General features: G+C 47.8%; 27 protein-coding genes. 14 read left to right on the top strand and 13 right to left on the bottom strand.

Annotation, left to right across the window (positions count from 1 at the left end):
- Nucleotides 1–221 precede the first annotated feature (221 nt).
- The 8 genes from SSED_RS05430 to cyaB form a co-directional block, all read right to left on the bottom strand.
- Entirely contained in the window at nucleotides 222–611 is a 390-nt protein-coding gene (locus SSED_RS05430) for a hypothetical protein (protein ID WP_041421555.1), read from the bottom strand.
- A gap of 57 nt (nucleotides 612–668) precedes the next feature.
- A complete protein-coding gene (locus SSED_RS05425; protein ID WP_012141402.1) occupies nucleotides 669–905 on the bottom strand; it encodes a hypothetical protein in 237 nt (78 codons plus the stop codon).
- A 125-nt stretch (nucleotides 906–1030) separates the two neighbouring features.
- Nucleotides 1031–1426, bottom strand: coding sequence for a DUF4019 domain-containing protein (locus tag SSED_RS05420; RefSeq protein WP_012141401.1), 396 nt, complete (start codon nucleotides 1424–1426; stop codon nucleotides 1031–1033).
- 106 nt (nucleotides 1427–1532) lie between these two features.
- The gene (locus SSED_RS05415) at nucleotides 1533–2012 is read right to left on the bottom strand and encodes a hypothetical protein (RefSeq protein WP_041421554.1); all 480 of its coding nucleotides are present in this window, start codon (nucleotides 2010–2012) and stop codon (nucleotides 1533–1535) included.
- A 92-nt stretch (nucleotides 2013–2104) separates the two neighbouring features.
- Complete coding sequence (locus tag SSED_RS05410; RefSeq protein ID WP_012141400.1) at nucleotides 2105–2527, bottom strand: GFA family protein; 423 nt, start codon at nucleotides 2525–2527, stop codon at nucleotides 2105–2107.
- Nucleotides 2528–2757: 230 nt separating this feature from the next.
- Nucleotides 2758–3162 carry a GFA family protein gene (locus tag SSED_RS23900; RefSeq protein WP_012141399.1) on the bottom strand — a complete coding sequence of 135 codons (405 nt, stop codon included), beginning with the start codon at nucleotides 3160–3162 and terminating at the stop codon, nucleotides 2758–2760.
- A gap of 131 nt (nucleotides 3163–3293) precedes the next feature.
- The gene (locus SSED_RS05405; RefSeq protein WP_041421553.1) at nucleotides 3294–3977 is read right to left on the bottom strand and encodes a hypothetical protein; all 684 of its coding nucleotides are present in this window, start codon (nucleotides 3975–3977) and stop codon (nucleotides 3294–3296) included.
- A gap of 578 nt (nucleotides 3978–4555) precedes the next feature.
- Nucleotides 4556–5113, bottom strand: coding sequence for a class IV adenylate cyclase (gene cyaB / locus SSED_RS05400; protein ID WP_012141397.1), 558 nt, complete (start codon nucleotides 5111–5113; stop codon nucleotides 4556–4558).
- Nucleotides 5114–5381: 268 nt separating this feature from the next.
- Between cyaB and rihA the strand changes: the two genes are divergently transcribed.
- From rihA to SSED_RS05380, 4 genes are all read left to right on the top strand, one after another.
- Nucleotides 5382–6320 carry a pyrimidine-specific ribonucleoside hydrolase RihA gene (gene rihA, locus SSED_RS05395; protein WP_012141396.1) on the top strand — a complete coding sequence of 313 codons (939 nt, stop codon included), beginning with the start codon at nucleotides 5382–5384 and terminating at the stop codon, nucleotides 6318–6320.
- Between the two features lie 76 nt (nucleotides 6321–6396).
- Nucleotides 6397–7302, top strand: a complete 906-nt coding sequence (gene rbsK / locus SSED_RS05390) for a ribokinase (RefSeq protein WP_012141395.1) — start codon at nucleotides 6397–6399, stop codon at nucleotides 7300–7302.
- Between the two features lie 171 nt (nucleotides 7303–7473).
- Nucleotides 7474–8250, top strand: coding sequence for a substrate-binding periplasmic protein (locus SSED_RS05385; RefSeq protein ID WP_012141394.1), 777 nt, complete (start codon nucleotides 7474–7476; stop codon nucleotides 8248–8250).
- 318 nt (nucleotides 8251–8568) lie between these two features.
- A complete protein-coding gene (locus SSED_RS05380) occupies nucleotides 8569–9771 on the top strand; it encodes a dicarboxylate/amino acid:cation symporter (RefSeq protein WP_398355934.1) in 1203 nt (400 codons plus the stop codon).
- A 59-nt stretch (nucleotides 9772–9830) separates the two neighbouring features.
- On the opposite strand, the gene SSED_RS05375 is transcribed toward SSED_RS05380, so the two are convergent.
- Nucleotides 9831–11342: an aldehyde dehydrogenase gene (locus tag SSED_RS05375; protein WP_012141392.1), complete on the bottom strand. Its 1512-nt coding sequence runs from the start codon at nucleotides 11340–11342 to the stop codon at nucleotides 9831–9833.
- A 334-nt stretch (nucleotides 11343–11676) separates the two neighbouring features.
- On the opposite strand from SSED_RS05375, the gene aptA reads away from it, so the two are divergent.
- From aptA to SSED_RS05355, 4 genes are all read left to right on the top strand, one after another.
- Nucleotides 11677–13014: an omega-aminotransferase AptA gene (aptA, locus tag SSED_RS05370; protein WP_012141391.1), complete on the top strand. Its 1338-nt coding sequence runs from the start codon at nucleotides 11677–11679 to the stop codon at nucleotides 13012–13014.
- A 110-nt stretch (nucleotides 13015–13124) separates the two neighbouring features.
- A complete protein-coding gene (locus SSED_RS05365) occupies nucleotides 13125–14615 on the top strand; it encodes a CoA-acylating methylmalonate-semialdehyde dehydrogenase (protein WP_012141390.1) in 1491 nt (496 codons plus the stop codon).
- Between the two features lie 75 nt (nucleotides 14616–14690).
- Nucleotides 14691–15074 (top strand): cupin domain-containing protein, encoded by a 384-nt coding sequence (locus tag SSED_RS05360; RefSeq protein WP_012141389.1) that lies wholly within the window; start codon nucleotides 14691–14693, stop codon nucleotides 15072–15074.
- A gap of 137 nt (nucleotides 15075–15211) precedes the next feature.
- On the top strand, nucleotides 15212–15931 hold the full coding sequence (locus SSED_RS05355; RefSeq protein WP_012141388.1) for a TorF family putative porin: 720 nt from the start codon (nucleotides 15212–15214) through the stop codon (nucleotides 15929–15931).
- A 74-nt stretch (nucleotides 15932–16005) separates the two neighbouring features.
- Here SSED_RS05355 and SSED_RS05350 read toward each other — a convergent pair whose 3' ends face one another.
- A complete protein-coding gene (locus SSED_RS05350; protein ID WP_012141387.1) occupies nucleotides 16006–16188 on the bottom strand; it encodes a hypothetical protein in 183 nt (60 codons plus the stop codon).
- Between the two features lie 219 nt (nucleotides 16189–16407).
- Here SSED_RS05350 and SSED_RS05345 point away from each other — a divergent pair, with 219 nt between their 5' ends.
- Complete coding sequence (locus SSED_RS05345) at nucleotides 16408–16752, top strand: DUF3634 family protein (RefSeq protein ID WP_012141386.1); 345 nt, start codon at nucleotides 16408–16410, stop codon at nucleotides 16750–16752.
- A gap of 49 nt (nucleotides 16753–16801) precedes the next feature.
- Here the strand turns inward: SSED_RS05345 and SSED_RS05340 are convergent, their stop codons facing one another.
- Both SSED_RS05340 and SSED_RS05335 read right to left on the bottom strand, forming a co-directional pair.
- Nucleotides 16802–17008: a hypothetical protein gene (locus SSED_RS05340; protein ID WP_049772105.1), complete on the bottom strand. Its 207-nt coding sequence runs from the start codon at nucleotides 17006–17008 to the stop codon at nucleotides 16802–16804.
- A gap of 4 nt (nucleotides 17009–17012) precedes the next feature.
- Nucleotides 17013–17945, bottom strand: a complete 933-nt coding sequence (locus SSED_RS05335) for a polyprenyl-phosphate transporter (RefSeq protein ID WP_012141385.1) — start codon at nucleotides 17943–17945, stop codon at nucleotides 17013–17015.
- A gap of 226 nt (nucleotides 17946–18171) precedes the next feature.
- Between SSED_RS05335 and SSED_RS05330 the strand changes: the two genes are divergently transcribed.
- Nucleotides 18172–18648, top strand: coding sequence for a hotdog fold domain-containing protein (locus tag SSED_RS05330; protein ID WP_012141384.1), 477 nt, complete (start codon nucleotides 18172–18174; stop codon nucleotides 18646–18648).
- 1 nt (nucleotide 18649) lies between these two features.
- Here SSED_RS05330 and SSED_RS05325 read toward each other — a convergent pair whose 3' ends face one another.
- Nucleotides 18650–18919 carry a MarR family winged helix-turn-helix transcriptional regulator gene (locus tag SSED_RS05325; protein ID WP_398355932.1) on the bottom strand — a complete coding sequence of 90 codons (270 nt, stop codon included), beginning with the start codon at nucleotides 18917–18919 and terminating at the stop codon, nucleotides 18650–18652.
- A 155-nt stretch (nucleotides 18920–19074) separates the two neighbouring features.
- On the opposite strand from SSED_RS05325, the gene SSED_RS05320 reads away from it, so the two are divergent.
- The 4 genes from SSED_RS05320 to SSED_RS05305 all read left to right on the top strand — a co-directional run bounded on the left by SSED_RS05320 (nucleotide 19075) and on the right by SSED_RS05305 (nucleotide 23510).
- Nucleotides 19075–19557, top strand: coding sequence for a hypothetical protein (locus tag SSED_RS05320; protein ID WP_012141382.1), 483 nt, complete (start codon nucleotides 19075–19077; stop codon nucleotides 19555–19557).
- 158 nt (nucleotides 19558–19715) lie between these two features.
- On the top strand, nucleotides 19716–22376 hold the full coding sequence (locus SSED_RS05315) for a reprolysin-like metallopeptidase (protein WP_012141381.1): 2661 nt from the start codon (nucleotides 19716–19718) through the stop codon (nucleotides 22374–22376).
- Nucleotides 22373–22747, top strand: a complete 375-nt coding sequence (locus tag SSED_RS23600) for a hypothetical protein (protein WP_012141380.1) — start codon at nucleotides 22373–22375, stop codon at nucleotides 22745–22747. Before SSED_RS05315 ends, SSED_RS23600 begins: the two co-directional genes overlap by 4 nt.
- Before the next feature lie 64 nt (nucleotides 22748–22811).
- Nucleotides 22812–23510, top strand: coding sequence for a response regulator (locus SSED_RS05305; RefSeq protein WP_012141379.1), 699 nt, complete (start codon nucleotides 22812–22814; stop codon nucleotides 23508–23510).
- Nucleotide 23511: the final 1 nt, after the last annotated feature.

Genomic DNA, 23511 nt, shown 5'->3' with positions numbered 1-23511 from the left:
CCATATTCACCCTATCTCTCGCTCAGAGAGTTTCACTATGTGAAACCTCGCCCTGAAACCGAAGCCCACAGCCGCACCTACACCTGACTCTGGTTTTCGAGAAAGTGATCTCTTCGATTTAGGCTTTAATTTATTAACACAATTTGGGACAGAATGTTTGTCGATAACGCCTGCAATAACAGGCTGAAATTTGGAAGAGAAGTGACTAAAACCAACCCGTTTTAGTCCTTGTTAGTGCTCAACTCTCTGACTTTCATATACCCTGAGTATCCCAATAAAAACAACAAAAATGAAATGGGAATACGAAACCACATAGATTCAATATGAATAAACCCATTTGAACGTGTGAGTACCAGACCGAAAAACAGAAGAAGGCCCCCGGCAATTGTAGGAAACAGAAGGGTAGTCCATGCCTCTAACTCTTCATTTTCTATGGATTCTTTTTCTTCTTTTATTTTCTGTTGCTCAGCAAGTTTTCGGCAATGCTCTTCATCACCTAACAGTGCCAACACTTTCAGATACCTATCTCGACACCTTTCTTTATCAATATTATCAAGAACATCCAGCAATTCTTCTAATGAATATTCAGAGTAATTCGGTTCAATTTCCATATGAGCACTAACGTCAAGCTTGCTGCGGCCTAAGCTTGAACGCCTTGTAAAATGCAGTCACTCCCACCCTAGCTCTGCATAAGTCTTTTTGTCATGCTCAGGGAAGTCAGTGGTGTACTCTCCCCAGCCCATATATTCATAATACTTGGTCATTGCTTCAAAATTTGATGGAGCCTCACAAGTCCAAACAAGTTTGGCATTAGGCTCTAACAATTTTCGAGCCCTTTCTCCTCGCCTGCCAGACAAGCAAAATGTTTGCTCATCCTCATTTTCAATCCAGAGTTCATGTTTCATATATTTGCAGTTAACACCCGGTTAATGGGCAACACCAGGAACGTTCAATTTGTGTCTTTTGAAAGTTGCGAGACGAGTTGTTGTCCATACATTAAACCACTTGTGAGCAGTATGCCTGCCCCACCTCACTTTATGAAATAACCAACTGGTAACCACTGCCCACTACTCTTACTTAAAGTGAGTGTTTCAATAGATGTTTTCTTATTTGAAAACTCAGTCTGGTATTGAATAACAAGGTATTCGCCATCGGGTGCACCTGGTAGCGATGAATGAGCTTTGCTACTTAACTCGGAACGTGAGATCACCTTGCCTAATGGTGCTCGCACACCTTTTAATGCTGCATCCCACTTGCTTTCAGTGAGTTGAGATTTGAAGAAGGAATCCGCTTTTTTCCAGCTCTCAATATAATTACCGGCATCAACAATATTTAACCACTCTTTAGCGGCACCTGAGCCTGAGTCTCCGTTCGCCCAAACAGCAGAGGAGACACATAGAGTTAAAATTAAAAATAGTTTTTTCATAACAAATCCTTTTTCATATGAGTTAATTATTATAGCTGAACCTTTAGCGACAGCTAACTCAGCACCTTGCCGAGTCTATTGTTGCGCCTTGTAATGTAAATACACCTTACTTCCCTTGAGGCTTATACACAATTGCAGGTATGGAGTTCTCCACCCCTAAAATGGATTCCAGCTCTGAATAATTATCTTTAATATCTACCAGTAGAGCATACCAATTCGTGCCTGACACTCTAGAGCCTATTACCCACGTACCGGCGTTAGATATAGCATTATCTGAAACCTGAAAGCATAAAGGGTTCAATATTTTTACTTTTTGTGACGTTGAAATGTTAAACGATCTAAAACAATAGCGCCCAGGCTCTAAATAAATAGCTTTCGCTTCATTATTTTGATGAATTGACCTGACTTGTTGAGTTTCTTCATTGATTAATTGGTATGAGCTAAACCTTTTAAAGTAAGTTTTCTTTATTGGTTTATTTTTATTATTCAACTCTACTTTATGAATTGATATTAAAGTATTTGGTTCTTTTGCCCAAGAAGCATTACAGACAAATAAAAACAAAAGAAAAAATAAATTCCATCTCATAGGGCATCCTCTAGTGGTTCACATAGCGCCCGCAGCTGCGGACGACTTGTAGCGACGAAGGCGCGGAAAGGCGTTCCGACAGCTTACGCTGGTTATATGTTTTGGTCGGGTGCATATTTTGCTATTACCTCTGCCTCGGTCATTATACTTGTCTTATTTGCAAAGCTGTAAAATGATGGCTTCTTATCGATATATACTTGCAAATCGAATTTGAAACTCGATTGACTATCGAAAAGACCAGCGGATAATTGGTACTCACTAATTTGTTTAAGCCTATAAAATAGGTGGCTACCGCAATTCTTACAGAAACCACGCTCAGCCCAATCAGAAGAACTATAGACAGATATATTTTCCTTTCCCTCAAATGACACATCCGACCCACAGCTAACAGCCATCAGCGGACCACCACCCCATGTCCTGCACATGCCACAGTGACAAGCTGCTACACTGTTTTCGGAATTTTTCGCAACAAACTTGACCGCACCACAAAGGCATTGTCCTTTTCTCTCAGTCATTTCTCCTCCTATAACTCAGCCTTGTGGGAACACATAACGCCCCGCACCGAAGGTGAACTACAAAGCCACCCATTTTAAGGTATATAAAAAGTGACATAAAACTAAACCCACCGACCGCGGCGTAAGTTCTTGCGTCGATATTTACTATATAAAGGTATCACTTCCAGCAAGCTCGGGCTTGTTCAACACTCGGGATAAGGACGCGGCTGCGCGCGGCCTATCCTTATTTGTTATGAAGCTGACCTATCGGCTGGATGATTAACCCCGTCGTTTGTGACAACATCACCTAAATCAAATGGATTTACGCCCTCAAGACAACCAATATTGAAACCATATTCTGTGGGATTTGAACGGCGCTGATGATGCGTATAAATACCGCAATTTGAACAGAAATAATGTTTAGCTGTATCCGTGTTAAATTGATACAACTTCAAAACTTTTTGTCCTTTAACGATTCGAATACCACTTAAATCGACAGAACCAACGATTGCGCCTTTTCTTCGGCAAATAGAGCAATCGCACCTTCTAGGGTTTTCGATTCCGTTTGGTAATGTTAATTCAAGAACTACCGAGCCACAGTGGCACGTAGCCCTATGTTTCAGCTTAATTTTTGTGTTTCCAACTTGATCGATCATACTTAAAGCCTCCCTGCTTCATAGTCATACCAACGCCTTGCTAAGCGGCGTAAAATAGTTGGTTAAAATTAGTGAGGAACGAACGAAAGCCAACTGTTTTTCGTCCGTTTGAGCAATTTGTTAGGGCGAACCTAAAGCGCTTCATAGTACTTTTCCAGACTCTTGCACAATTGAGAGTACTCATAGAAGGGTTCAGCCCATGGTATCAAGTCTTTGTTGTTAGGCAGTTCTCGATTTGCAGTGTGCTTTAGACTCACAAAATACGAACAATCTTCAATCGCAGATAATATTTGGGCTAGCTCCGTATCTAGATGCGGCATAAGCTTGAAAACTTTTCCAATTTTTTCTTCCGTGTAGTACCGCCTACTATCCATATATTGAAGCCAATTTGCAGCAGCCCCACCAAGACCTAAAGTCATCGGTGCTGTAGCCATAGGATTAATGCTCTTGAAAACAGCTTCAATATCATTTTTTGTCAGGAATTTCTCAGGAGAGCTATCTCCTGATAATTTCTTTAGTTTACCGATGACGTCATCATGGTTCGCTACAATATTTTGAGATTTTTTCAGCACATAAGGTTGTATATTAAGCTTGTCGGACTGCTCCTTGAGGTGTACTACAAAAAAATAAAATATGTAACTAACAACAATTCCAATACAAAAATTGTAATAGGCATTCAGAAGCCCACTAGCTCCTGAAAATAGTTCTGGCAAGTTGTTGAAGACAAGGTCTGTTAAGACTATTGATATCAAACTTATTATTAACACTGAATTAATTTTACTATCAACTTTCCCGATATCTTTCAGTAATTCCACATTTTTTCCTATGTTTCGTTTCAAGCCCTAACATTTGTATTGTGCGCATGCGCGTATATTTGGCTAAACGCGCATGCACATTTAATAAACCTATTATTTAAGCCTCGCCTTAGCAAAGCTATTGATTTATAAGTACTCTATCAAACTAAGGTTGGGAAAACGAGCACGGGTAATCGAAAAAGTGCGCAGTGATATGTAGGCTCCAAGCTAAGAGCTAACAGCAAAGCCCCATCGAAGAGAGCCTTCTTGTGAAAAACCAAGTGTAGATACGACAGAGGGTATCGAAAACATGGCCGAAAATGTTCCAGACATTTTTCGGCATTCACTACGTACTTGTAGGTCAGGTGTTCAGGCAGAGACTAGAAAGCTAAATCGGAGAGAAACTCTTCTCGTGAAAAACCAAGTGTAGATACGGCTGCGAGCTTCCAAAACATGGATGTTTTGGCAGAGCCCACACGGAGGTGTTCACGGCGACTCGCAGAAGTGTCTGCACATACTCCACCGGAGGTGATAGATAACCATAAAGGTTCGACCTTCAAGCAGGAGCCCGCTCTTTACAAAAAATAAGTTCAGGATGACTAGTCCGAATGGCTATTCGAGTTAGCCTGTAACTCCCGATAAGAGCGGGTCTCCAACTGTGTCGAATCCAGCCCCAGAGTTGCTGCCAACTCCAGTAACTGCTCTCTGTATTTTTCCAACCTATGCTCATCGTCGGTCATGATGGCCAGCTCGGCAAAGTCCCCTATCCCTTCCAGATGATCCAAGGTTGCATGAAACTCCCCCAGAAAGTAAATACTGCGGGTCTTCTTCATCTCTAATACCCGCTTAAAGCCCATGGTTTGAAGCATGCTGCAGGCTTTCTCATCATCGGTAATATTCACCGCTTCACATCTGTCAGCTTCGGGGCCTTTTACGATCCAGAGCTTGATCCCCGAGGGCTGCATGTTGCGGATACAGACACTCTTGTTCTCTCCCTTTAACTCGCCACCCGGCAGGTCGAAATAACTGTCATGCTCCAGATTATCTTCCAGCATGATCTCAGGGTTCATCGCCTTAAGGCGCGATAGAAACTGAGCTCTTGAAGTTAAGCGATACTTCAACTCCACCTCATACCTGCCTTTGAAATGATCGGTCATAGTCTGTTCCAGTTCCTGCTATTGATTTAAGTGAGTGAGCGATTGAGTGAGTGAAATATTGGATAGGAAGGGCACTATAAGCACTATAATTCATGGTGTTGGAAAACTTGAGTAACCTTGTGACACAAACTTCCAGCTCAATATTACATAATAAGCTAACCTTACTATGATTTTATTGACTCTTGTCTCACAAAAATAACAACTACCTTAGAACATAGATGGATCTGTCGTGCTAACCTGCATCTCTGTCAAATGAAGGAGTATGACCATGACACGCCCAATTATTCTCGATTGTGATCCCGGACATGATGATGCAATAGCGCTCATTCTCGCCTTAAGCACCGATGCATTTACCCCACTTGCAGTAACGACCAGCGCCGGTAATCAAACGCCGGATAAGACCCTGAACAACGCCTTAAGGGTGTTGACGTTATTAGGCCGCAGCGATATCCCGGTTGCAGGCGGAGCCCAAAAGCCATTAGCCAGAGAGTTGATCATCGCCGATAACGTTCACGGCGAAACCGGACTCGATGGTCCTAAACTGCCCGATCCCGGCTTCGACCCTGTATCTATGACAGCCATAGAATTGATGGCGTTAAAACTCAGAGAGAGTCAGGTTCCGGTCACGCTTGTACCGACAGGCCCCCTCACCAATATCGCCATCTTGCTCACCAGCCATCCAGAGCTACACGATAAGATAGAACGTATCGTCCTGATGGGGGGCGCCGCCGGCGTGGGCAACTGGACCCCGGCTGCAGAATTTAACATCTACGTCGATCCCGAAGCCGCCGATATCGTCTTTAAGTCCGGCATTCCTATTACAATGTGCGGCCTGGATGTCACCCACGAAGCACAGATCATGGATGAAGACATAGAGCGGATCCGCGCAATCGATAACCCTATCGCTTTGTGTGTGGCAGAGCTTCTGGATTTCTTCATCGTCTATCACAGGGATCCTAAGTGGGGCTTTACCGGAGCACCGCTGCATGACCCTTGTACCATCGCCTGGCTACTTAAGCCGGAACTATTTCAGGCTCAGGACTGCTGGGTCGGCATAGAGACAAAAGGCGAGCATACTCAGGGGATGACAGTGGTCGACCGCCATCAGCTCACAGGTCATGCCGCCAATGCAACAGTGCTGTTTAATCTGGATAGACAAGGTTTTGTCGATCTATTAGTCGAGCGTCTGCAGGCATATAACAGATAGAAGACAGAGTATTTACCGACCGTTTTGTCGAGCAATTGTTTGAGTGACTACAGGCATACAGTAAATAGGGGAAATCATGAGCAGACTCGTCATTTTAGGCAGTGCCAATGCCGACCATGTGATGTCATTTGAATATCTGCCCGCCCCCGGGCAGACTTTGATGAGCAAGGATTATCGATTCGAACACGGTGGGAAAGGCGCAAACCAGGCCGTTGCCTGCGCCAGACTATGCCAAGCCGGCAATCGAATCGATTTTATCTGTCACCTGGGAGCCGACGGCATTGCCGACCAGATGTGTCAGAGTTGGCATGATGACGGTATTCACTCCGATGGGATCACTAAGGTCAATGGGCTAAGCACGGGCACCGCCATGATTTTTGTCGGCGCAAATGGCGAGAATAGTATCGGGGTTTCACTGGGTGCCAATGCCAGTATGACGACTGAGGCACTCGAGAAACACCAGACGTTATTAGCACAAGCCGATTGGTTTCTGGTGCAACTGGAAACCCCGACAACAACCGTTGCTCAGGCGCTGAAGTCGGCGAAAAAACATGGCGCAAATACCCTGCTTAATCCTGCCCCCGCGACTGTGCTCGGCACAGAGATCTACAGATGGGTCGACATTATCACCCCAAATGAGACCGAAGCCGAGGCGATAACGGGGATTGAGGTCTGTGATGAGAATACGGCAAGGCTCGCGGCTCAAATGCTTCATCAACTCGGGCCTGAGACGGTGATCATCACCTTAGGCTCCCGAGGTGCGTATTTAAGCTGTTCAGAGTTTGAAGGCGTAGTCGCCGGCGTAGATGTTAAACCAGTCGATACCGTCGCCGCCGGAGATACCTTTAACGGGGCCTTGATGGTGGCTTTGAGTGAAAACCTGGCGATGCGTGATGCGGTAGAGTTTGCTAACCGAGCCGCAGCCATAGCAGTAACCCGGCCCGGAGCACAGAGAAGCATCCCCTACCGTCACGAACTTTAATAAGCAGAGCTTCCATAATCAAAACAAGAAAGCACTCTGATTGAGTGCTTCTCTCTTTAATCCCCACCGTTCTACCTTGTCGATTCAGACAATATCAACTAAGTTGATCAAGAGGGCCCACCATTTGGCGTCAAGGTGTAGTGTTATAAAAATAGGAGGACTGTGAATAAGATGATTGTGAATCGACAAATCAAGATTCTAATTTCTACCTTCATCATTTTATCGGGTCTGTTTATCCCAGTCAGGGGGGAAGAGAGTCAAGAGAGCCGGAAAATTGAGATCAGGACGATCGCGATTCTTCCCTATGGCATTGAGCGAAAAAATCATCTTAGCGGCATCTATTACGATATTGCCAATCTGTTAGCCAAAGAAGCGGGGTATCAGGTTAACAACCTTGTCTATCCCTATGCCAGAATAATGTTCGAGCTCAAGTCCGGTAAAACTGACATGACCATCATGTTTAAGTATGAGGAACTAGAAGATTACGTCGTTTACATAGCCCCCTTACCTAGTCTCAAAACCGTCGTTATCGGCTTAAAAGGAAGCTCTTTCGACTCGGTAGAAAACTTAAAAGGGAAAAAACTCGCCTATTTAAGAGGCGCTAAATTCAGTGATGCCATAGATAGCGACCCGGATATTATCTCCATAACCACTAAGGACTTTGTTCAGGCAATAAAGCTGCTTATGGTTGGCCGGGTCGATGCCATTATCGGCCCTATGGACCCAATACTCAGCGCCGCGATTCAACTGGAAGTCGGTGAAACACTTTTCGGGGAACCTTTAGTGGTCTCCGAGCGGACTCCTTGGGTTCAGGTATCAAAAAAGAGTCTGGATCGTATATCGGTAGATAAGCTTAGAACGCTTTTTGAAGCATTTGAAAAACGTGGAGAGCTGGAAAAAATACGCCAAAAGTACATCAGCAGTAACAAAGCTGAGTCAGACAAGTAGCCTGATTATACCTTTCATCTGCTCCCATAAGGAAAAAGCATCAAAGTAAGAGGTTAAATAAAAAGCGGTAAATACAGATATCAAAATCAGCCCCATTAATTTTGAATTCATTTTAGCGATTTGCAAAATTTTACCTATACTTTTTAAGAATAATTCAATGAGAGTTGGATTTGTTTATAGAAGGATGAGTTTACCTCCTGGATAAGTGCTGTTTCACAGTGCCTGATACACTTGTGTGATAACTTTACGCCCCTTCAAAAAAGCTTAACAGATCAGTTCAACAACGGAGCGAGCGTGGGAATTCGAAATAAAAAATTAATGCACAACATAGGGCTTCAGGTGGTTATCGCCATGATAATTGGTGCATTAGTAGGCCTTTTCATGGGAGAAGGTGCCGCCATATTTGGGCCTCTGGGTACCATCTTCATTCATCTGATTAAGATGCTGGTCATCCCCTTAGTCGTGGTATCCATTATCGCCGGCGCAGCCAGCTTAGGTGACAGCCCCTCGGCAGGAAAGATAGGTATCGGCACCTTTGCCTTCTTTATTATCACCTCGGGTGTTGCCGTCACACTCGCACTGGTCATGGGCAATATATTCAAACCCGGAGCCGGAGTGGATTTTAGTGCTCACGGTCAATCACTAACCCAAGTCACCGCAGAGCAAGGCGCACTGCCAGGCGCCATGGATACTCTGATTGGCATGATCCCAACCAATGTGTTCGAATCTATGACCTCGGGCAATATTCTGCAGATCCTGGTCTTCTGCATCTTCTTCGGTATCGCTCTGAGTAAAGTGAAAGGCGATGGTGCCAAGCCCATCATCAAAAGCCTCAATACCATAGTTGAAGCCTTCGTATGGATGATCAACTGCGTGATGGTCATCGCACCTTTAGGGGTTTTCGGCCTGATGGCAGAGTCTGTGGGCTCATTCGGATTCCAGGCGCTTGAAGTGGTCTTGAAGCTATTCGTCGTATTTGTAGTGGCGATTCTTATCTATGCCTTCATCTTCTTCCCCTTGGTAGTGAAGTTCTTCTCCAACGTCCCTGCCATGAAGTTTGTCTCGGCGATGAAGAAACCCCAGGCGATGGCACTGTCTACCGCATCATCTATGGCGACTCTGCCGGTCACTATGGAAACCTGTGAAGAGGAGCTGGATGTATCCAAGGCGACCGCAGCCTTCGTACTGCCGCTGGGCGCGACCATCAACATGACGGGTAACGCTATCTACTATGGTCTTGTCGCCATGTTCTTCGCCCAGATGTATCATGTCGATCTGACTATGACAGCCTATGCCGCCATTATCTTCACTTCGACACTGGGCGCCATAGGTCAAGCCGGTGTACCTGGTCCCTCCTTCCTGGTCGTTGCAGTGCTGCTTGCAGCCGGTATCCCGATTGACGGACTACCACTACTGTTCGCCCTGGACCGTATATTTGACATGATCCGTACCTCACTGAACATCACAGGCGACGCCGTCTGTGCCGTCGTGATGGATAGGTTCAACCCGGAACATAAGTAGTCTGATAGCGAGGTTTGAGGTTCTAGAACCTAGGTACTAGGACCTCGAACCTCGATTCTTCAATCTAGTGCAATCCAGGTCGCCTTCATTTCGGTGTACTTATCGAACGCATGCAGTGACTTGTCACGGCCATTACCCGACTGCTTATAACCACCAAACGGTGCCGTCATGTCGCCGCCGTCATAGTGGTTAATCCATACCATACCACTACGCAATGCCTTCGCCGTCTTATGGGCCTTGCTGATATCTGAGGTCCACACGCCGGCTGCCAGGCCATAAATGCTGTCATTTCCTATCTCTATCGCCTGCTCCATTCCATCGAAGGTGATCACCGACAGTACCGGGCCAAAGATCTCCTCTTTAGCGATCGTCATTTTATTATTCACCTCAGAGAAGATGGTTGGCTCGACATACACGCCACCGCTCTCGGCCATCACCTGACCGCCGCCCTGAATAAGCTCGGCTCCCTCCTCGACGCCGGATCGAATGTAACTCAGCACATTGTCCAGCTGCTGCCTGTCGACAACGGCGCCACAGGTCGTCTCGGGATCCAGAGGATGACCGGGCTGCCAGGCAAGCAACTCTTTCGCAATCAGGTCAAGCAGCTCATCTTTAACCCCCGCCTCGACCAGTAGACGTGAACCTGCAGTACAGACCTCTCCCTGGTTAAAGGCAATGGCAGAAGCGGCGGCTTCGGCCGCTTTTTGCAGATTCGGCGCATCGTTGAAGACGATATTAGGGCTTTTGCCACCGGCCTCTAACCAAACCCGTTTCATGTTTGACTCACCGGCGTAGATCATCAGCTGTTTGGCGATTTTAGTCGAACCGGTAAATACCAGAGTATCCACATCCATATGCAGGGCCAATGCCTTGCCGACGGTATGACCAAAGCCCGGAAGCACGTTCAATACCCCCTTGGGGATCCCGGCTTCTATGGCTATCTGAGCCATACGAATCGCCGTTAAAGGTGACTTCTCCGAAGGCTTTAAGATGACACTATTGCCCGTCGCCAGAGCCGGGCCCAATTTCCAACACGCCATCAAGATAGGGAAGTTCCACGGCACGATAGCCGCCACCACGCCAACGGGCTCGCGGGTGATCATGCCTATCTCATTTGGCGCCGTCGGGGCTATCTCATCATAAATTTTATCGATAGCCTCACCGGACCAACGAATGGCGCGTGCAGCGCCCGCCACATCGACGCAGCCTGAATAGCGGATGGGTTTACCCATATCCAATGTCTCTAGCAAGGAGAGTTCATCTTGATTCTGTTCGAGTAGATCGGCGAAACGTATCATTATCTGTTTGCGTTTTACCGGTGGCAGAGCCGACCAACTCCCCTCATCGAACGCTTGCCTTGCACTGCTTACGGCAATATCGGCATCTTGGGACGAGCAACTGGCGACGTGACAGAGTATCCGGCCATCTATGGGACTCACACATTCAAAGGTCTCACCCGATACCGAAGGAAGATATTCGCCATCGATAAATGCAGAGGACTTAATCTCCCCTTCACTGATTAACTTATCGGCCAAGCTTTGCCATTGATTGCGATTTGTAGGTGTACTCATGATGACCTCTTAACGGGTAATGATAATGATAGCTTCGCATACGGAGCCCTCCGGTCGCACTTTAGCGGTAAAACGCAGAGCTATTCCTATATCGTAAGCGACTTGGCTTCGATACCTAAAGCTCAAACTAAGTGCACAGTAAGGATCTGCAGAGCACCAGATTACGCTTTTACCCGACCATTTTTCAACAATAGTTTCAATATATTTTACAAAAATACATATTTTGCTATAAATAAACGAACAAAAAGCTTTCATGTTCATTATTTCTGACATAGCATGGAAAATATCAACCGCTCATAATAACAACGAATAATACTGAATCGGGGTGTATGCTATGTCAGATAGTCAGGCAAATATGCAAAGCGAAACGCAATCTCTTGAACACTACTGGATGCCTTTTACGGCAAACAGGCAGTTCAAGTCGAAACCAAGAATGCTCGCCGAAGCACAAGGCATGTATTACAAAGATACCACTGGCAGACCCGTACTCGATGGCACGGCAGGACTATGGTGTTGTAATGCAGGGCATGGACGCAAAGAGATCTCGCAGGCTGTAAGTAAACAGATCCACCAAATGGATTACGCTCCCTCTTTCCAGATGGGACACCCTATTGCCTTCGAACTCGCCGAACGTCTGGCCCAAATCAGTCCTGAAGGGTTGAATAAGGTGTTCTTCACCAACTCTGGTTCAGAGTCGGTCGATAGCGCCCTGAAAATTGCCATTAATTACCACAGAGCCAGGGGGGAAGCGACACGAACGCGTTTCATCGGTCGCGAGCTTGGTTATCACGGTGTCGGCTTCGGTGGAATATCCGTCGGCGGCATCGGCGGGAACCGTAAGACCTTCAGTCAACAACTATTGCCCGGTGTCGATCATCTGCCCCATACATTAGATATGCAGGACAACGCCTTTAGTCGTGGCATGCCTAAGACCGGAGCTGAAAAAGCGGATGTGCTGGAGCAGTTGGTTGCACTTCACGGGGCTGAAAATATCGCCGCAGTGATTGTCGAACCTATGTCAGGATCGGCCGGCGTGATATTACCGCCAGAAGGCTACCTGCAAAGGCTCAGAGAGATCACCAAGAAGTATGGCATCTTACTGATTTTTGATGAGGTGATCACCGGTTTTGGGCGAGTAGGCGATGCATTTGCCAGCCAGCGCTGGGGCGTTACGCCAGACATGATCACCACTGCCAAGGCGCTCAACAACGGAGCGATCCCCATGGGCGCCGTACTGATCGATGACGCCATCTACGATGCCAGTATGCAAGGCCCGGATGGTATCGAGCTGTTTCATGGTTATACCTATTCAGGCCACCCCGTCGCCGCAGCTGCGGCCATAGCGACTCTGGATATCTACCAAAACGAGCAACTTTTCGAACGTAGCAGAGAACTGGAAGGTTATTTCGAAGAGGCCGTTCATAGTCTCAAGGGGCTGCCTAACATTATCGACATACGAAACATTGGCTTAGTCGGTGGCATTCAATTCTCTCCCAGCGAAGAGGGCGTTGGAAAGCGAGGCTTTGGTATTTTCGAACATTGCTTTGCCAATGGCACCTTAGTCAGGGCCACCGCAGATATTATCGCAATATCCCCCCCATTGATCATCGATAAGCAGCAGATCGATCAGATAGTCAACACCTTAGGTGATGCTATCCGGGCTGTGGGTTAACCGCCAAGTAACCTGAATCGATCAACAGACAGATATTCCAGTCGTGCTGAGCGACTGGAATAGACACCCAATTACCACACCAGCAGCGCAGGAAAAAAGGATTGAGTAAGATGCAGACGATCACCCATTTCATTAACGGCAGCCATACTGACACAAGCGAGCGCACGGGTCAGGTTTTCGAACCCGCCACCGGAGAGCAAACAGCATCGGTATCCTTGGCCAGTGCGGCCGAAGTTGCCGGCGCTATCGAGTTAGCCAAGAGAGCACATAAGAGCTGGTCTCAGATCTCACCACTCAATCGCGCCAGAGTCCTGTTTAAGTTCAAGGCGCTGGTCGAAAACAATATCGATGAGTTAGCAGAGCTTATCACCCGGGAACACGGCAAGGTATTAGATGATGCCAAGGGCGAGATCATTCGAGGCCTGGAGGTCGTTGAGTTTGCGTGCGGCATTCCACATCTGCTTAAAGGCGAGCACACCGAGCAGGTAGGCACCGGCGTCGATGCCTGGCATGTGAATCAATCGCTCGGCGTCGTGGCCGGTATTGCTCCGTTCAACTTCCCGGTCATGGTTCCCATGTGGATGTTCCCAATCGCGATTGCCAGTGGTAACACCTTTATCATGAAGCCATCGGAGAAAGATCCGAGCTCTGTGATGCGCCTGGCCGAACTGCTTAGTGAAGCGGGTCTGCCCGATGGTGTGTTCAATGTCGTAAACGGTGATAAAGAGGCGGTCGATACCCTGCTGACCCATAAAGATATTCAAGCCGTGAGTTTCGTTGGCTCAACCCCTATCGCCGAATATATCTATGAGACGGCATCTAAATACGGTAAACGTGTACAGGCACTGGGTGGCGCGAAAAACCATATGTTACTCATGCCCGATGCCGACTTAGATCAAGCCGTTGGCGCCTTGATGGGCGCAGCCTATGGTTCAGCCGGCGAGCGTTGCATGGCGATATCTGTGGTACTGGCGGTAGGCAACTCCGGCGATGCACTGGTTGAAAAACTGCTGCCACAGATTAAAGCATTGCGCGTGGGTAACGGAGTCACTCCCGAGATGGACATGGGGCCTTTGATCTCCGCGCAGCATCTGGCCAAGGTCACCGACTATGTCGAAACCGGCGTGGCAGAAGGTGCCACCCTCCTCGCCGATGGCCGGGAGTTAACGGTTGCAGATCACGAGCAGGGCTATTTTCTCGGTGGCTGCCTGTTCGATAATGTCACCCCTGAGATGACTATCTACAAGGAGGAGATCTTCGGTCCGGTGCTGGCCATCGTCAGAGTCGATGATTACGCCGAAGCGCTCGAACTCATTAACGAACATGAATTTGGCAATGGCACCGCCATCTTTACTCAAAGCGGCGAGGCGGCGAGACATTTCTGTCATCACGTTCAGATTGGTATGGTCGGCGTTAACGTGCCGATCCCCGTTCCTATGGCTTTCCATAGCTTCGGTGGATGGAAGCGTTCACTGTTTGGTCCGCTACATATGCATGGGCCCGACGGTGTTCGCTTCTATACCAAGCGTAAGGCTATTACTGCCCGCTGGCCAAAACCAAAGCATGCTCAGGCTGAGTTTGTCATGCCAACGATGAAGTAATCATCACAAAGGTGCAGCCTTGCCTGCACCTTTGCTGTTAACGCTAAATGCTAATTCAGATGGAGATGACGGACCTTGAATATTGACTCAATCATTAACTTTTCGACCTCCCTTCCTGACGTAGAAAACTTCAGGCCGGAACAGGAGAAGATCTTATCCGGCGAACCACTACAACGGGTTGAAAATCACTACTCCAGTCCCTGTAAGCAATTTGATGCGGGCGTATGGACGGGAGCGAAAGGCGCCTGGAAGGTCGGCTATACCGAACATGAATATTGCGAAATACTCGCCGGTTCCAGCATCATCACAGATAGCCAGGGGCAATCGATACAGGTTAATAGAGGGGATAAATTTGTCATCCCAGCCGGATTCAGAGGCACATGGGAGGTGTTAGATACCTGTAAGAAAATCTATGTGGTCTTCCAGCAGAATAACCAGAACATCACACAGCCTTGCTAATAGAGATAGATCTTAAAATTGAAACTTAAGTTTCATAATCGACACCATGAGGTACAGCAACTTAGCTGCTGTTTGGTACACATGAAATGGACTCATAGCAGTCATTTATGTCAATAAAGTAAAATGGAGAAACTACCGTGTATAAAAAATTCAATAAAAAACGGATTGCCCAGGTTACCGGCCTAACATTGGCTGCAGCGCTAATCTCACCTATGGTATCGGCAGAAGTATCGGGCGAAATTGGAGTCACCAGTGACTACCGTTTTCGCGGGGTCTCACAGACGGCCGGTGATTTTGCCGTTCAGGGTAGCATCGACTACAGCGCCGATAACGGCTTCTTTGCAGGGGCATGGGCGAGTAATGTTGATGATGAAAGCTATGATGCAGATGTAGAGATAGACATCTACGCCGGTTATTGGGGCGCGTTCGGTGAAGATGAAGAGTTCGAGTACGATGTCACTCTGACCTATTACACCTATCCGGGACAAGATGAGAGCAGTAAATATTTAGAGGCCAATGTAGGGTTCTACTTTGCGGGTTTCCACCTGGCGCAGTGGTACACCAACGATTATGCCAACGCAGATGTAGACCTTCACTATACTGAGCTTAACTACTCCTATGAGTTTATCGAGAACTGGAGTATCGATGCCCATGTGGGTTATAGCTATGGCGATGGTGCAGACTTAGATTGGGGAGAAGACTATATGGATTACTCCATCGGCGTCTCCACAGAGCTTGCAGGTGTAGGCTTGTCTTTAGCCTGGTTGGATACCAACCTCAGCGACGATAACATGATTGATGATGGTCCCTGGAAGAATGAAGGCACGGTACTGGCCACCGCCAGTTACGCATTCTAAGAGCTATTTAGTTCCAACCATTATTAACACCAAAAAAAACCGCCATCCGGCGGTTTTTTTATTGAGTCACAGCACTACTTTATATCATCGACTCGCGGCGTCTCGCCACGTCTAACTTGCTGTTCCAGCCTTCGCCAGCAGAGACCTAAATCGGTATGATTTTCACGACGTTCCGGGAAAGTTTTTGAGAGACTTTCGACAAGCTCAGCTTGACGATGACAGAGTTGAGCCCACTGCTCAGCATTCGATAGATGCATAGTGTTATCCTTAACTTTGATGATTGAAATAAAATGCTCCATATCAATCATTGAGTCTAGCAGAAACTGGCTTAAACGTGAGCAAATACCAATCGGTATACTCAGAAACGCTAAATTATCGCTGAGCGATCACATCTTTATATTGATTGGTATTCTCTACTACCAAAACGGTAACAGCCGGAGTATCTTTAATAAAACGAGTCTAAAAAGGATGACTAAATGACCCCTACTGTATTGAAGATTATTTTTATCGCTATCGGGATTGTCCTCGCCTATAAATTGATATTCAGCGGTAAGAAGGGACTCTCGATTTTTGAGATGCATTTTAAGGATGGCAGGTTAGCCTCCCATAAAGGAAAGATCCCGGAGAAGTTTCAAAAAGAATGCCGCGCGATCGCCAAGGCAGAGAAGCTTACCTGTTCAGTCAGATGCGAAAAAGTCGGTACTGTCAGGCTGCATGTATCAGCCAATGTGAGCGACGATATCACCCAACGGATCCGTAACCTGTTCCCGTTCGAGTATTACGACAAGAAGCAGGTCGATAACAGCCGTCAGGCGGGTTAAATGATAATAAGTGACTAGATCCTAGGCTCTAGTCACGAATAGCGTATATCTAGTTTCTCTCCAGCCTGCCATCCTGTCTGGCTTCATTGACGATACGTTCATTATTGCCCGCCATAGGATCAGCTCTGGAATCAGGCAACTCCCCTTTGGCCTCGGGTTCAACATGGACATCTATCGGGGCAAACTTGAGGTTCGAGCAAGCGGAGATCCCCAGTAACAGAGCTAACAACACAGCATTTTTCATAGAAATAGCCATAATATTAATCCTCGCTGCCCACGCCACTGCGTGCGGCAAACTGCTCCAGCCCCCACACCAACAAGATGCCACACAAAAGCGCGCCAACGGCCCATGCAATATGGGCAGGCTGGCCCGTTAACTGTTCAAACTGCATCGGTGACAGATTCTGCTCCAACAAGGGCACCTGTTCACCTTTGGAGTTACTGCGCCAGGTAAGCACCTCTTTCCAGGGCCAGATCTTGCCTAACGTACCTAACATCAAGCCAGTCAGGAAGATAAGTGTCGCATCGTGGTACTTTCTCAGTAGCGCCGACAATAGATGGCTGAAGGTCAGTAAGCCCGCGACGCAACCCGATGCGAAGATGGCGAGCACTGTGATGTCTAAATTTTTGGCCGCTGCGAGTACCGAAGGATAAAGACCCAGTAGCAGTAGAATAAAACTCCCGGAGATCCCCGGTAGCAACATGGCACAGATAGCAATGCTCCCTCCGATAAACACATTCAGGTAAGTCATCTCCAACGAAATAGGATTCAACATGGTGATCCCCCAGGCAAATAGGACACCAAGCCCAAATAGTACTACCCGAACCATAGAGAAGCTTTTTACCTGTTTAAGCATATGAACGACCGAGATCAAGATAAGCCCAAAGAAGAAGGACCAAACAGGAACCGGGTGGGTAACAAGTAGATAAGAGATGACTTTTGATAAAGTAAAGATGCTGGTTAAAATACCGCCGAAGACACAGACAAGAAAAGGGCCATTAATATGCATGAAGGCGCCTTTGATACCTTTCTCCTTAACCACCTTGATTATGGTCGGATTAATACGGCGAATACTCTCCAACAGGGTATCTAAAATACCTGTGATAAATGCAATCGTGCCACCGGATACACCGGGAACAACATCAGCGGCGCCCATCGCCATGCCTTTCAGGTAAATAAGCAGGTATTTCAATTTCTATCCTTAATGTGAATTCAACTAATCTGGGGTTATAGGTACCCAAGGCATTATACCGATTGGCATTATACGTACCAAAGTGAGACAAGTGGAAATGAAGTTTGTTTCATTATTAAAAAAATTCCCCGTTTCAACTCACCATTGTTAATCATTTGTTATTCACCTGTTTTTCAATTAGTCTAAACTCATCCGACCAGAATAAGAATAACGCAGGAAGATATTGATGGCGCAGCAGAAACCGACCAAAGTAATGAAGCTTTACAATAGAGTCACCCGTTTACCCTATGGCAATAAGATCTTCTCGCTTATGGTGTCCCGTATGGCGCCCTACTTCGGCACGATAAGGCCTTTAATCACCGAGCTCAGACCCCATTACTGCGAATGTTTAATCAAGAAGCGCAACGCCGTACATAACCATATTAAGACCGTGCATGTGATAGCCATCTGTAATGGTCTTGAGATGGCTATGGGCGTTATGGCGGAGGCCTCTATCCCGAGCCACCTGAGATGGATACCTAAAGGGATGAGCTTAGATTACACCGCCAAGGCGGGCAGCGATATTCGTTGTGTGGCAGAAGTCAAACCCGAGCAGTGGGTCGAGGGCGATCTGCTGGTGCCTGTGACCGCCTATGATGATAATGATGTCGTGGTCGTCGAGGGTCATATCAAGCTGTGGATCTCGGCTAAGCCCCCAAGATAACCTAACTTTTTTCAAAGTGAGTCACGAGTTTAGCGACGACTTTCAGGGTTGTCGCCAACTCCTGTTCGGTAATACCTTCCAATGCCGCGTCACTCCAGGCAGGAAGAAGCTCACTTAGCCTTTCAAACAACTGAGCGCCCTTCTCGGTACGCTCAATCAATTTAGCCGTCTTATGATCCGGGTTATCTTCAAACGAGACAATCGCCAACTTTTCCAACTCGTTGGCGATGCGCTGTACGCTCTGCCTAGTCTGCCCCATGGTTCTTGCGATTTGAGATACCTGTTAATGAAGAATGCGACGGCGGGTCGACGCTTAACCGCAGACAAAAGCTTAAATGTAAATCTTCCCGGTTAGATGGAACTCGATGAGCAAAGCCAGTACTCTGGCAAGATTCAACAGGCTCAAATCAGAGACACTCCAGGCTCATGGAACAACACGATTACTTCATCATAGCCCGCGCCATACACCTACTCGGGGTTGTACTCTGGATAGGTGGCGTCGCCTTCGTCACCACGGTTCTTCTGCCAGCAATCAAAAAACTCACCTCTCCCGAGAAACGACTGGAACTGTTTGAGACTCTGGAGAACAAGTTCTCATTTCAGGCAAAATTTGTCACTCTGGCAACCGGTATCTCCGGCTACATAATGCTTGATATTATCGATGGCTGGGAGCGCTATCTCCACCTCAATTTTTGGTGGATGCATCTGATGACATTAGTTTGGGCAATCTTCACCCTGGTGCTTTTTATCTTAGAACCCCTCTTTTTGCATAATTGGTTCCGAAAAAAAGCCGCACAAGATAGCGAGAAAACCTTCTCTTTGGTGCATAAGATGCACATCTTCCTGCTCTCCCTAAGCCTGATAGCAGTGGCGGGCGCGGCGGCAGGCTCCCACGGCTTTCAGTGGTAAATTGAAACTACACCGGGATAAGACCCAAAGCCAGCGGGTGAACCGGCCCTTTGTATCCGTTTGTATCAAACGAGGCAAAGCAGCTACAATTTGCCAAGGAAGTTAACACCCTTATTACATTAAGGTGATAACTCTTCATTTGGTAAAGGGGAACCACCATGAAAAAAGTCTTGACGGTTTTGAGTCTCTGTATCGCGACGGCTGTATCATATTCCGCCGTCGCCGGAGTTCAGTCCGGGAGTCAGTTTAACGAATGGCAAAAGCTTGCTAACAGAGACGATCTCACACGGGTAAATAGCCAGGCTCTTTCCAGTCAACAGCTGAGCACAAATATCGCCGCACTGAATCAGATACTGTTGACAAACCGCGACTCGGTCATCATTACCCTGCCTCTACCCGATGGTAACTTTGCCGACTTTGAGCTCAAACCTTCCGCTATAGTCGAGGGAGGGCTTAATGAAAAGTATCCCAATATTAAAACCTTCAGTGGTCATGAGTTGGGTAAACCGGACAATCATGGCCGTTTCGATATTACGCCTCAGGGTTTTCATGGTTTATTCAGATACGGCAAAGAAACGGTCTTTATCGACCCTCAATATCGCGACAGCGATGCTCGCTATATCAGCTACTTTCGCAAAGACGCCATCCCGCTGAATCTAGCAAATATGCCCAAACGCTTGCCACCAAAGATCAGAGATAAGAGTCAACAGGCATTCACTAGCCATGCCCTCAGAGACGCGGCTATGGTTCCCCAAGCCATGGCTTCCCGAGATAAGGACGCCCAGGCTCAGGCGACTCAACTGAAGACCTACCGGATAGCCATCTCCGCCACGGGAGAGTACACCCAGTTCCATGGTGGAACCAAGGAGAGGGGTCTTGCCGCCGTCATCACTATGCTCAATCGGGTCAATGATGTTTATCAGGCCGATCTGGCGGTGAAGTTAGAGCTGGTTGCCAATAATGACTCGCTGATTTTTGTCGACCCGAATACCGACCCCTTCGCAAATACCGATGCCGATGGTGAAGCCAACACCGGGATCATAGATAATGCGATAGGCAACACCAGTTACGATGTCGGCCATGTGGTCGGAACCGGAGGTGGCGGACTGGCAGCACTCGGAGTCATCTGTGACGTCACAGCCAAGGGTGACGGAGTAACCGGTAGCCCCAGCCCCACAGGCGATGCGTTTAATATCGACTATGTCGCCCATGAGTTAGGTCACCAGTTTGGCGCCGATCATACCTTTAATGGCCTGACCGATTCCTGCGATGGCAACCGGGCCGACAGCAGTGCTTTTGAGCCGGGAAGTGGTTCTACGGTCATGAGCTATGCGGGGATCTGTGGTCAACAAAACCTACAGGATAACTCTAACCCCTATTTCCATTCCCATTCGATTGATGTCATACAGGCCCATATCACCACGGGCACTGGCAGTAGCTGCGCTCAAGTCGGCACGACGTCGAATACAAATCCAGAGGTCAACGCGGGAGCCGACTATACTATTCCCGCCCGCACTCCCTTTGTGTTGACGGGTAGCGCAACCGACGCCGATGGCGATCCCCTCTCCTATGACTGGCAACAATATGACTTAGGACCGGCCAGCGCCAGTGCAGCCGAGCAGGTCGATGACGGTAAACGCCCTCTGTTCAGGGTCTGGAACCCGACCAGTCAACCCAGTCGCACCTTGCCGAGACTCGAGGATATTCTGCTCAATAAACTGACCATTGGCGAAACCTATCCAACGACGACCCGTGAACTCAACTTTCGCTTAATGGTGAGAGATGGTAATCAGGGACTAGCCCGTGACTCGATGAAAATCAGCGTGGTCGACACCAGTCAAGCCTTCGCCGTTATCGAGCCGGCTGCGGGCAGCAGTTGGGCTAATAACAGTCAGCTCGTTACCTGGAATGTCGCCAATACCGCTTCGGCGCCTATCTCATGCAGTAAGGTGAACATTCAGCTTTCAACCAATGGGGGAAGTAGCTTCGATACAGATCTGGCTATGGGGGTCGACAACGACGGCAGTCACGAGGTCACTCTGACTCAAATAACGTCGAATAGCGCCCGCATTAAACTCTCCTGCGCCGACAACATATTCTTTGCGGTCAATAACGGCAACTTCTCTGTTGCTGCGGGGACAAACGAGCAGAGTATCGAGATCACCGCTCTTAAGACTCCCCTCACCATGGATGAGGATGGCGAACTGACATTATCGACCGATATGTACCAGTACCAGGGACTCACGGCGACCAGCCTTACCCTGCAAGCCGGGAATAACTACCAGGTGAATGGCAACACCATCTCACCGACTGCCGACTTTAACGGTGAGTTATCCGTCCTTGTCATCGCTCACAGTGGCAGCATAGAGAGTGAGGCATTCCCGACACTTGTCAGCGTCACGGCGGTGAACGATGCGCCCAATGCAGTCAATGATGCAAGCAGTGTAAGCCAGGACTCATCGAACAATGTTATCGACCCCTTAAGCAATGACAGTGATATCGATAGCGGCGATCAACTCAGCCTGTTAAGTCTCAATTATACGGGACAAGGCACAGCCACTATCATCAATAACAAGATAAGCTACACCCCGGCAGCAGGCTTTTCTGGCAGTGAAACCATCACTTACACCCTGCAGGACTCATCGAAAGCCACTGCCAGTGCAGTCGTCACCATCACAGTTAATGCCACAAACACGGGTACCACAGGGGGCAGTGGAAGCGAGACGGGTGGTAGTTCATCCGGCGGCGCCTTAGGCTTCTGGTTATTTATCTTACTGCCATTGCTGGGAGCAAGAGGTTTAAGAGGGAGAGACCTATGAACAGAGTCAGCGATCACTTACTCATTGTATTAGCCATATTGTTTATGACGACTCAACTTAGCGGGTGTAACCATACAGAAGACTCAAACATAGATCCGACAGAGGCTCAGGTCGCACAGTCCGTCAAGGAGGCTCAGCTCTTGGGCGACCTGAGGCTCTATGCAACCACAGGGCGAAGAGCGACCCTGCCCGGGATATCTCAAGAGGAGAGTGAGCAAGCCAAGACCGTGTGTGGCGTGCAATATATGACAGGTACCGGGGATGCGATATCCACCACAGAGCAGAGAGAGAAACGTAAACAGCTCATAGACTTTATGACATCTTATAATCGGGTTATATTCGAGATGTGCAAAAAGAAGCTGGCAGACTAATAACGTATTAAATATTGACTGAGATAGCTCCCGTAGCAATAGGGGGCTTACCTCGGAGAGTTCAATGAAAAACAAATTATCCGTGCTACTTATCGATGATGATATCGAACTTTGTGAGCTTGTTCGTGACTATCTGATCCAAAACGATTACAGGGTCAGTGTGCTTAACGATGGCCTCAACGCCGCGAAGGAGATCCTCAGTCAGAACCCACACATAGTCATACTCGATCTGATGCTCCCCCATGTCGATGGACTCACCATATGCAAACAGGTCAGAGAGGACTACCACGGCTCGATAATCATGTTGACGGCACTCGATGATGATATCGATGAGGTCACCGGCCTCGAAGTCGGCGCCGATGACTATCTGGCGAAGCCCGTTAAACCCAGAGTGTTACTCGCTCATATCAGGGCGCAACTCAGACATCTCGAGAAGCACAAGAAACGTCAGGAGATGGAAAGTATACAGTTTGGCAACCAATGCTTTGTGCTCAACCCGGCAAACAGAACCCTCAGCGTCGACCACCAGCCGATCGAACTCACCGGCGCCGAGTACGATGTCCTGTTGCAACTCGCCATACACTGCGGTGAGATAGTCAGCCGGGACGCACTACATAAAACCATCTTCAATTTTGAATATGATGGTATTGAGCGCTCGATAGACCTACGCATATCCAGACTCAGAAATAAATTAAACCAACATGCCGAATCGGGGAATATTATCCAGACGGTCAGAAACAAAGGATACCTGCTTGCGAGATGAT

The sequence above is a fragment of the Shewanella sediminis HAW-EB3 genome, from assembly GCF_000018025.1.
GTDB classification, from domain to species: Bacteria; Pseudomonadota; Gammaproteobacteria; order Enterobacterales; family Shewanellaceae; genus Shewanella; species Shewanella sediminis.
Note: the sequence above shows the minus strand (reverse complement) of the source record. Positions and strands in the feature narration are given on the sequence as shown.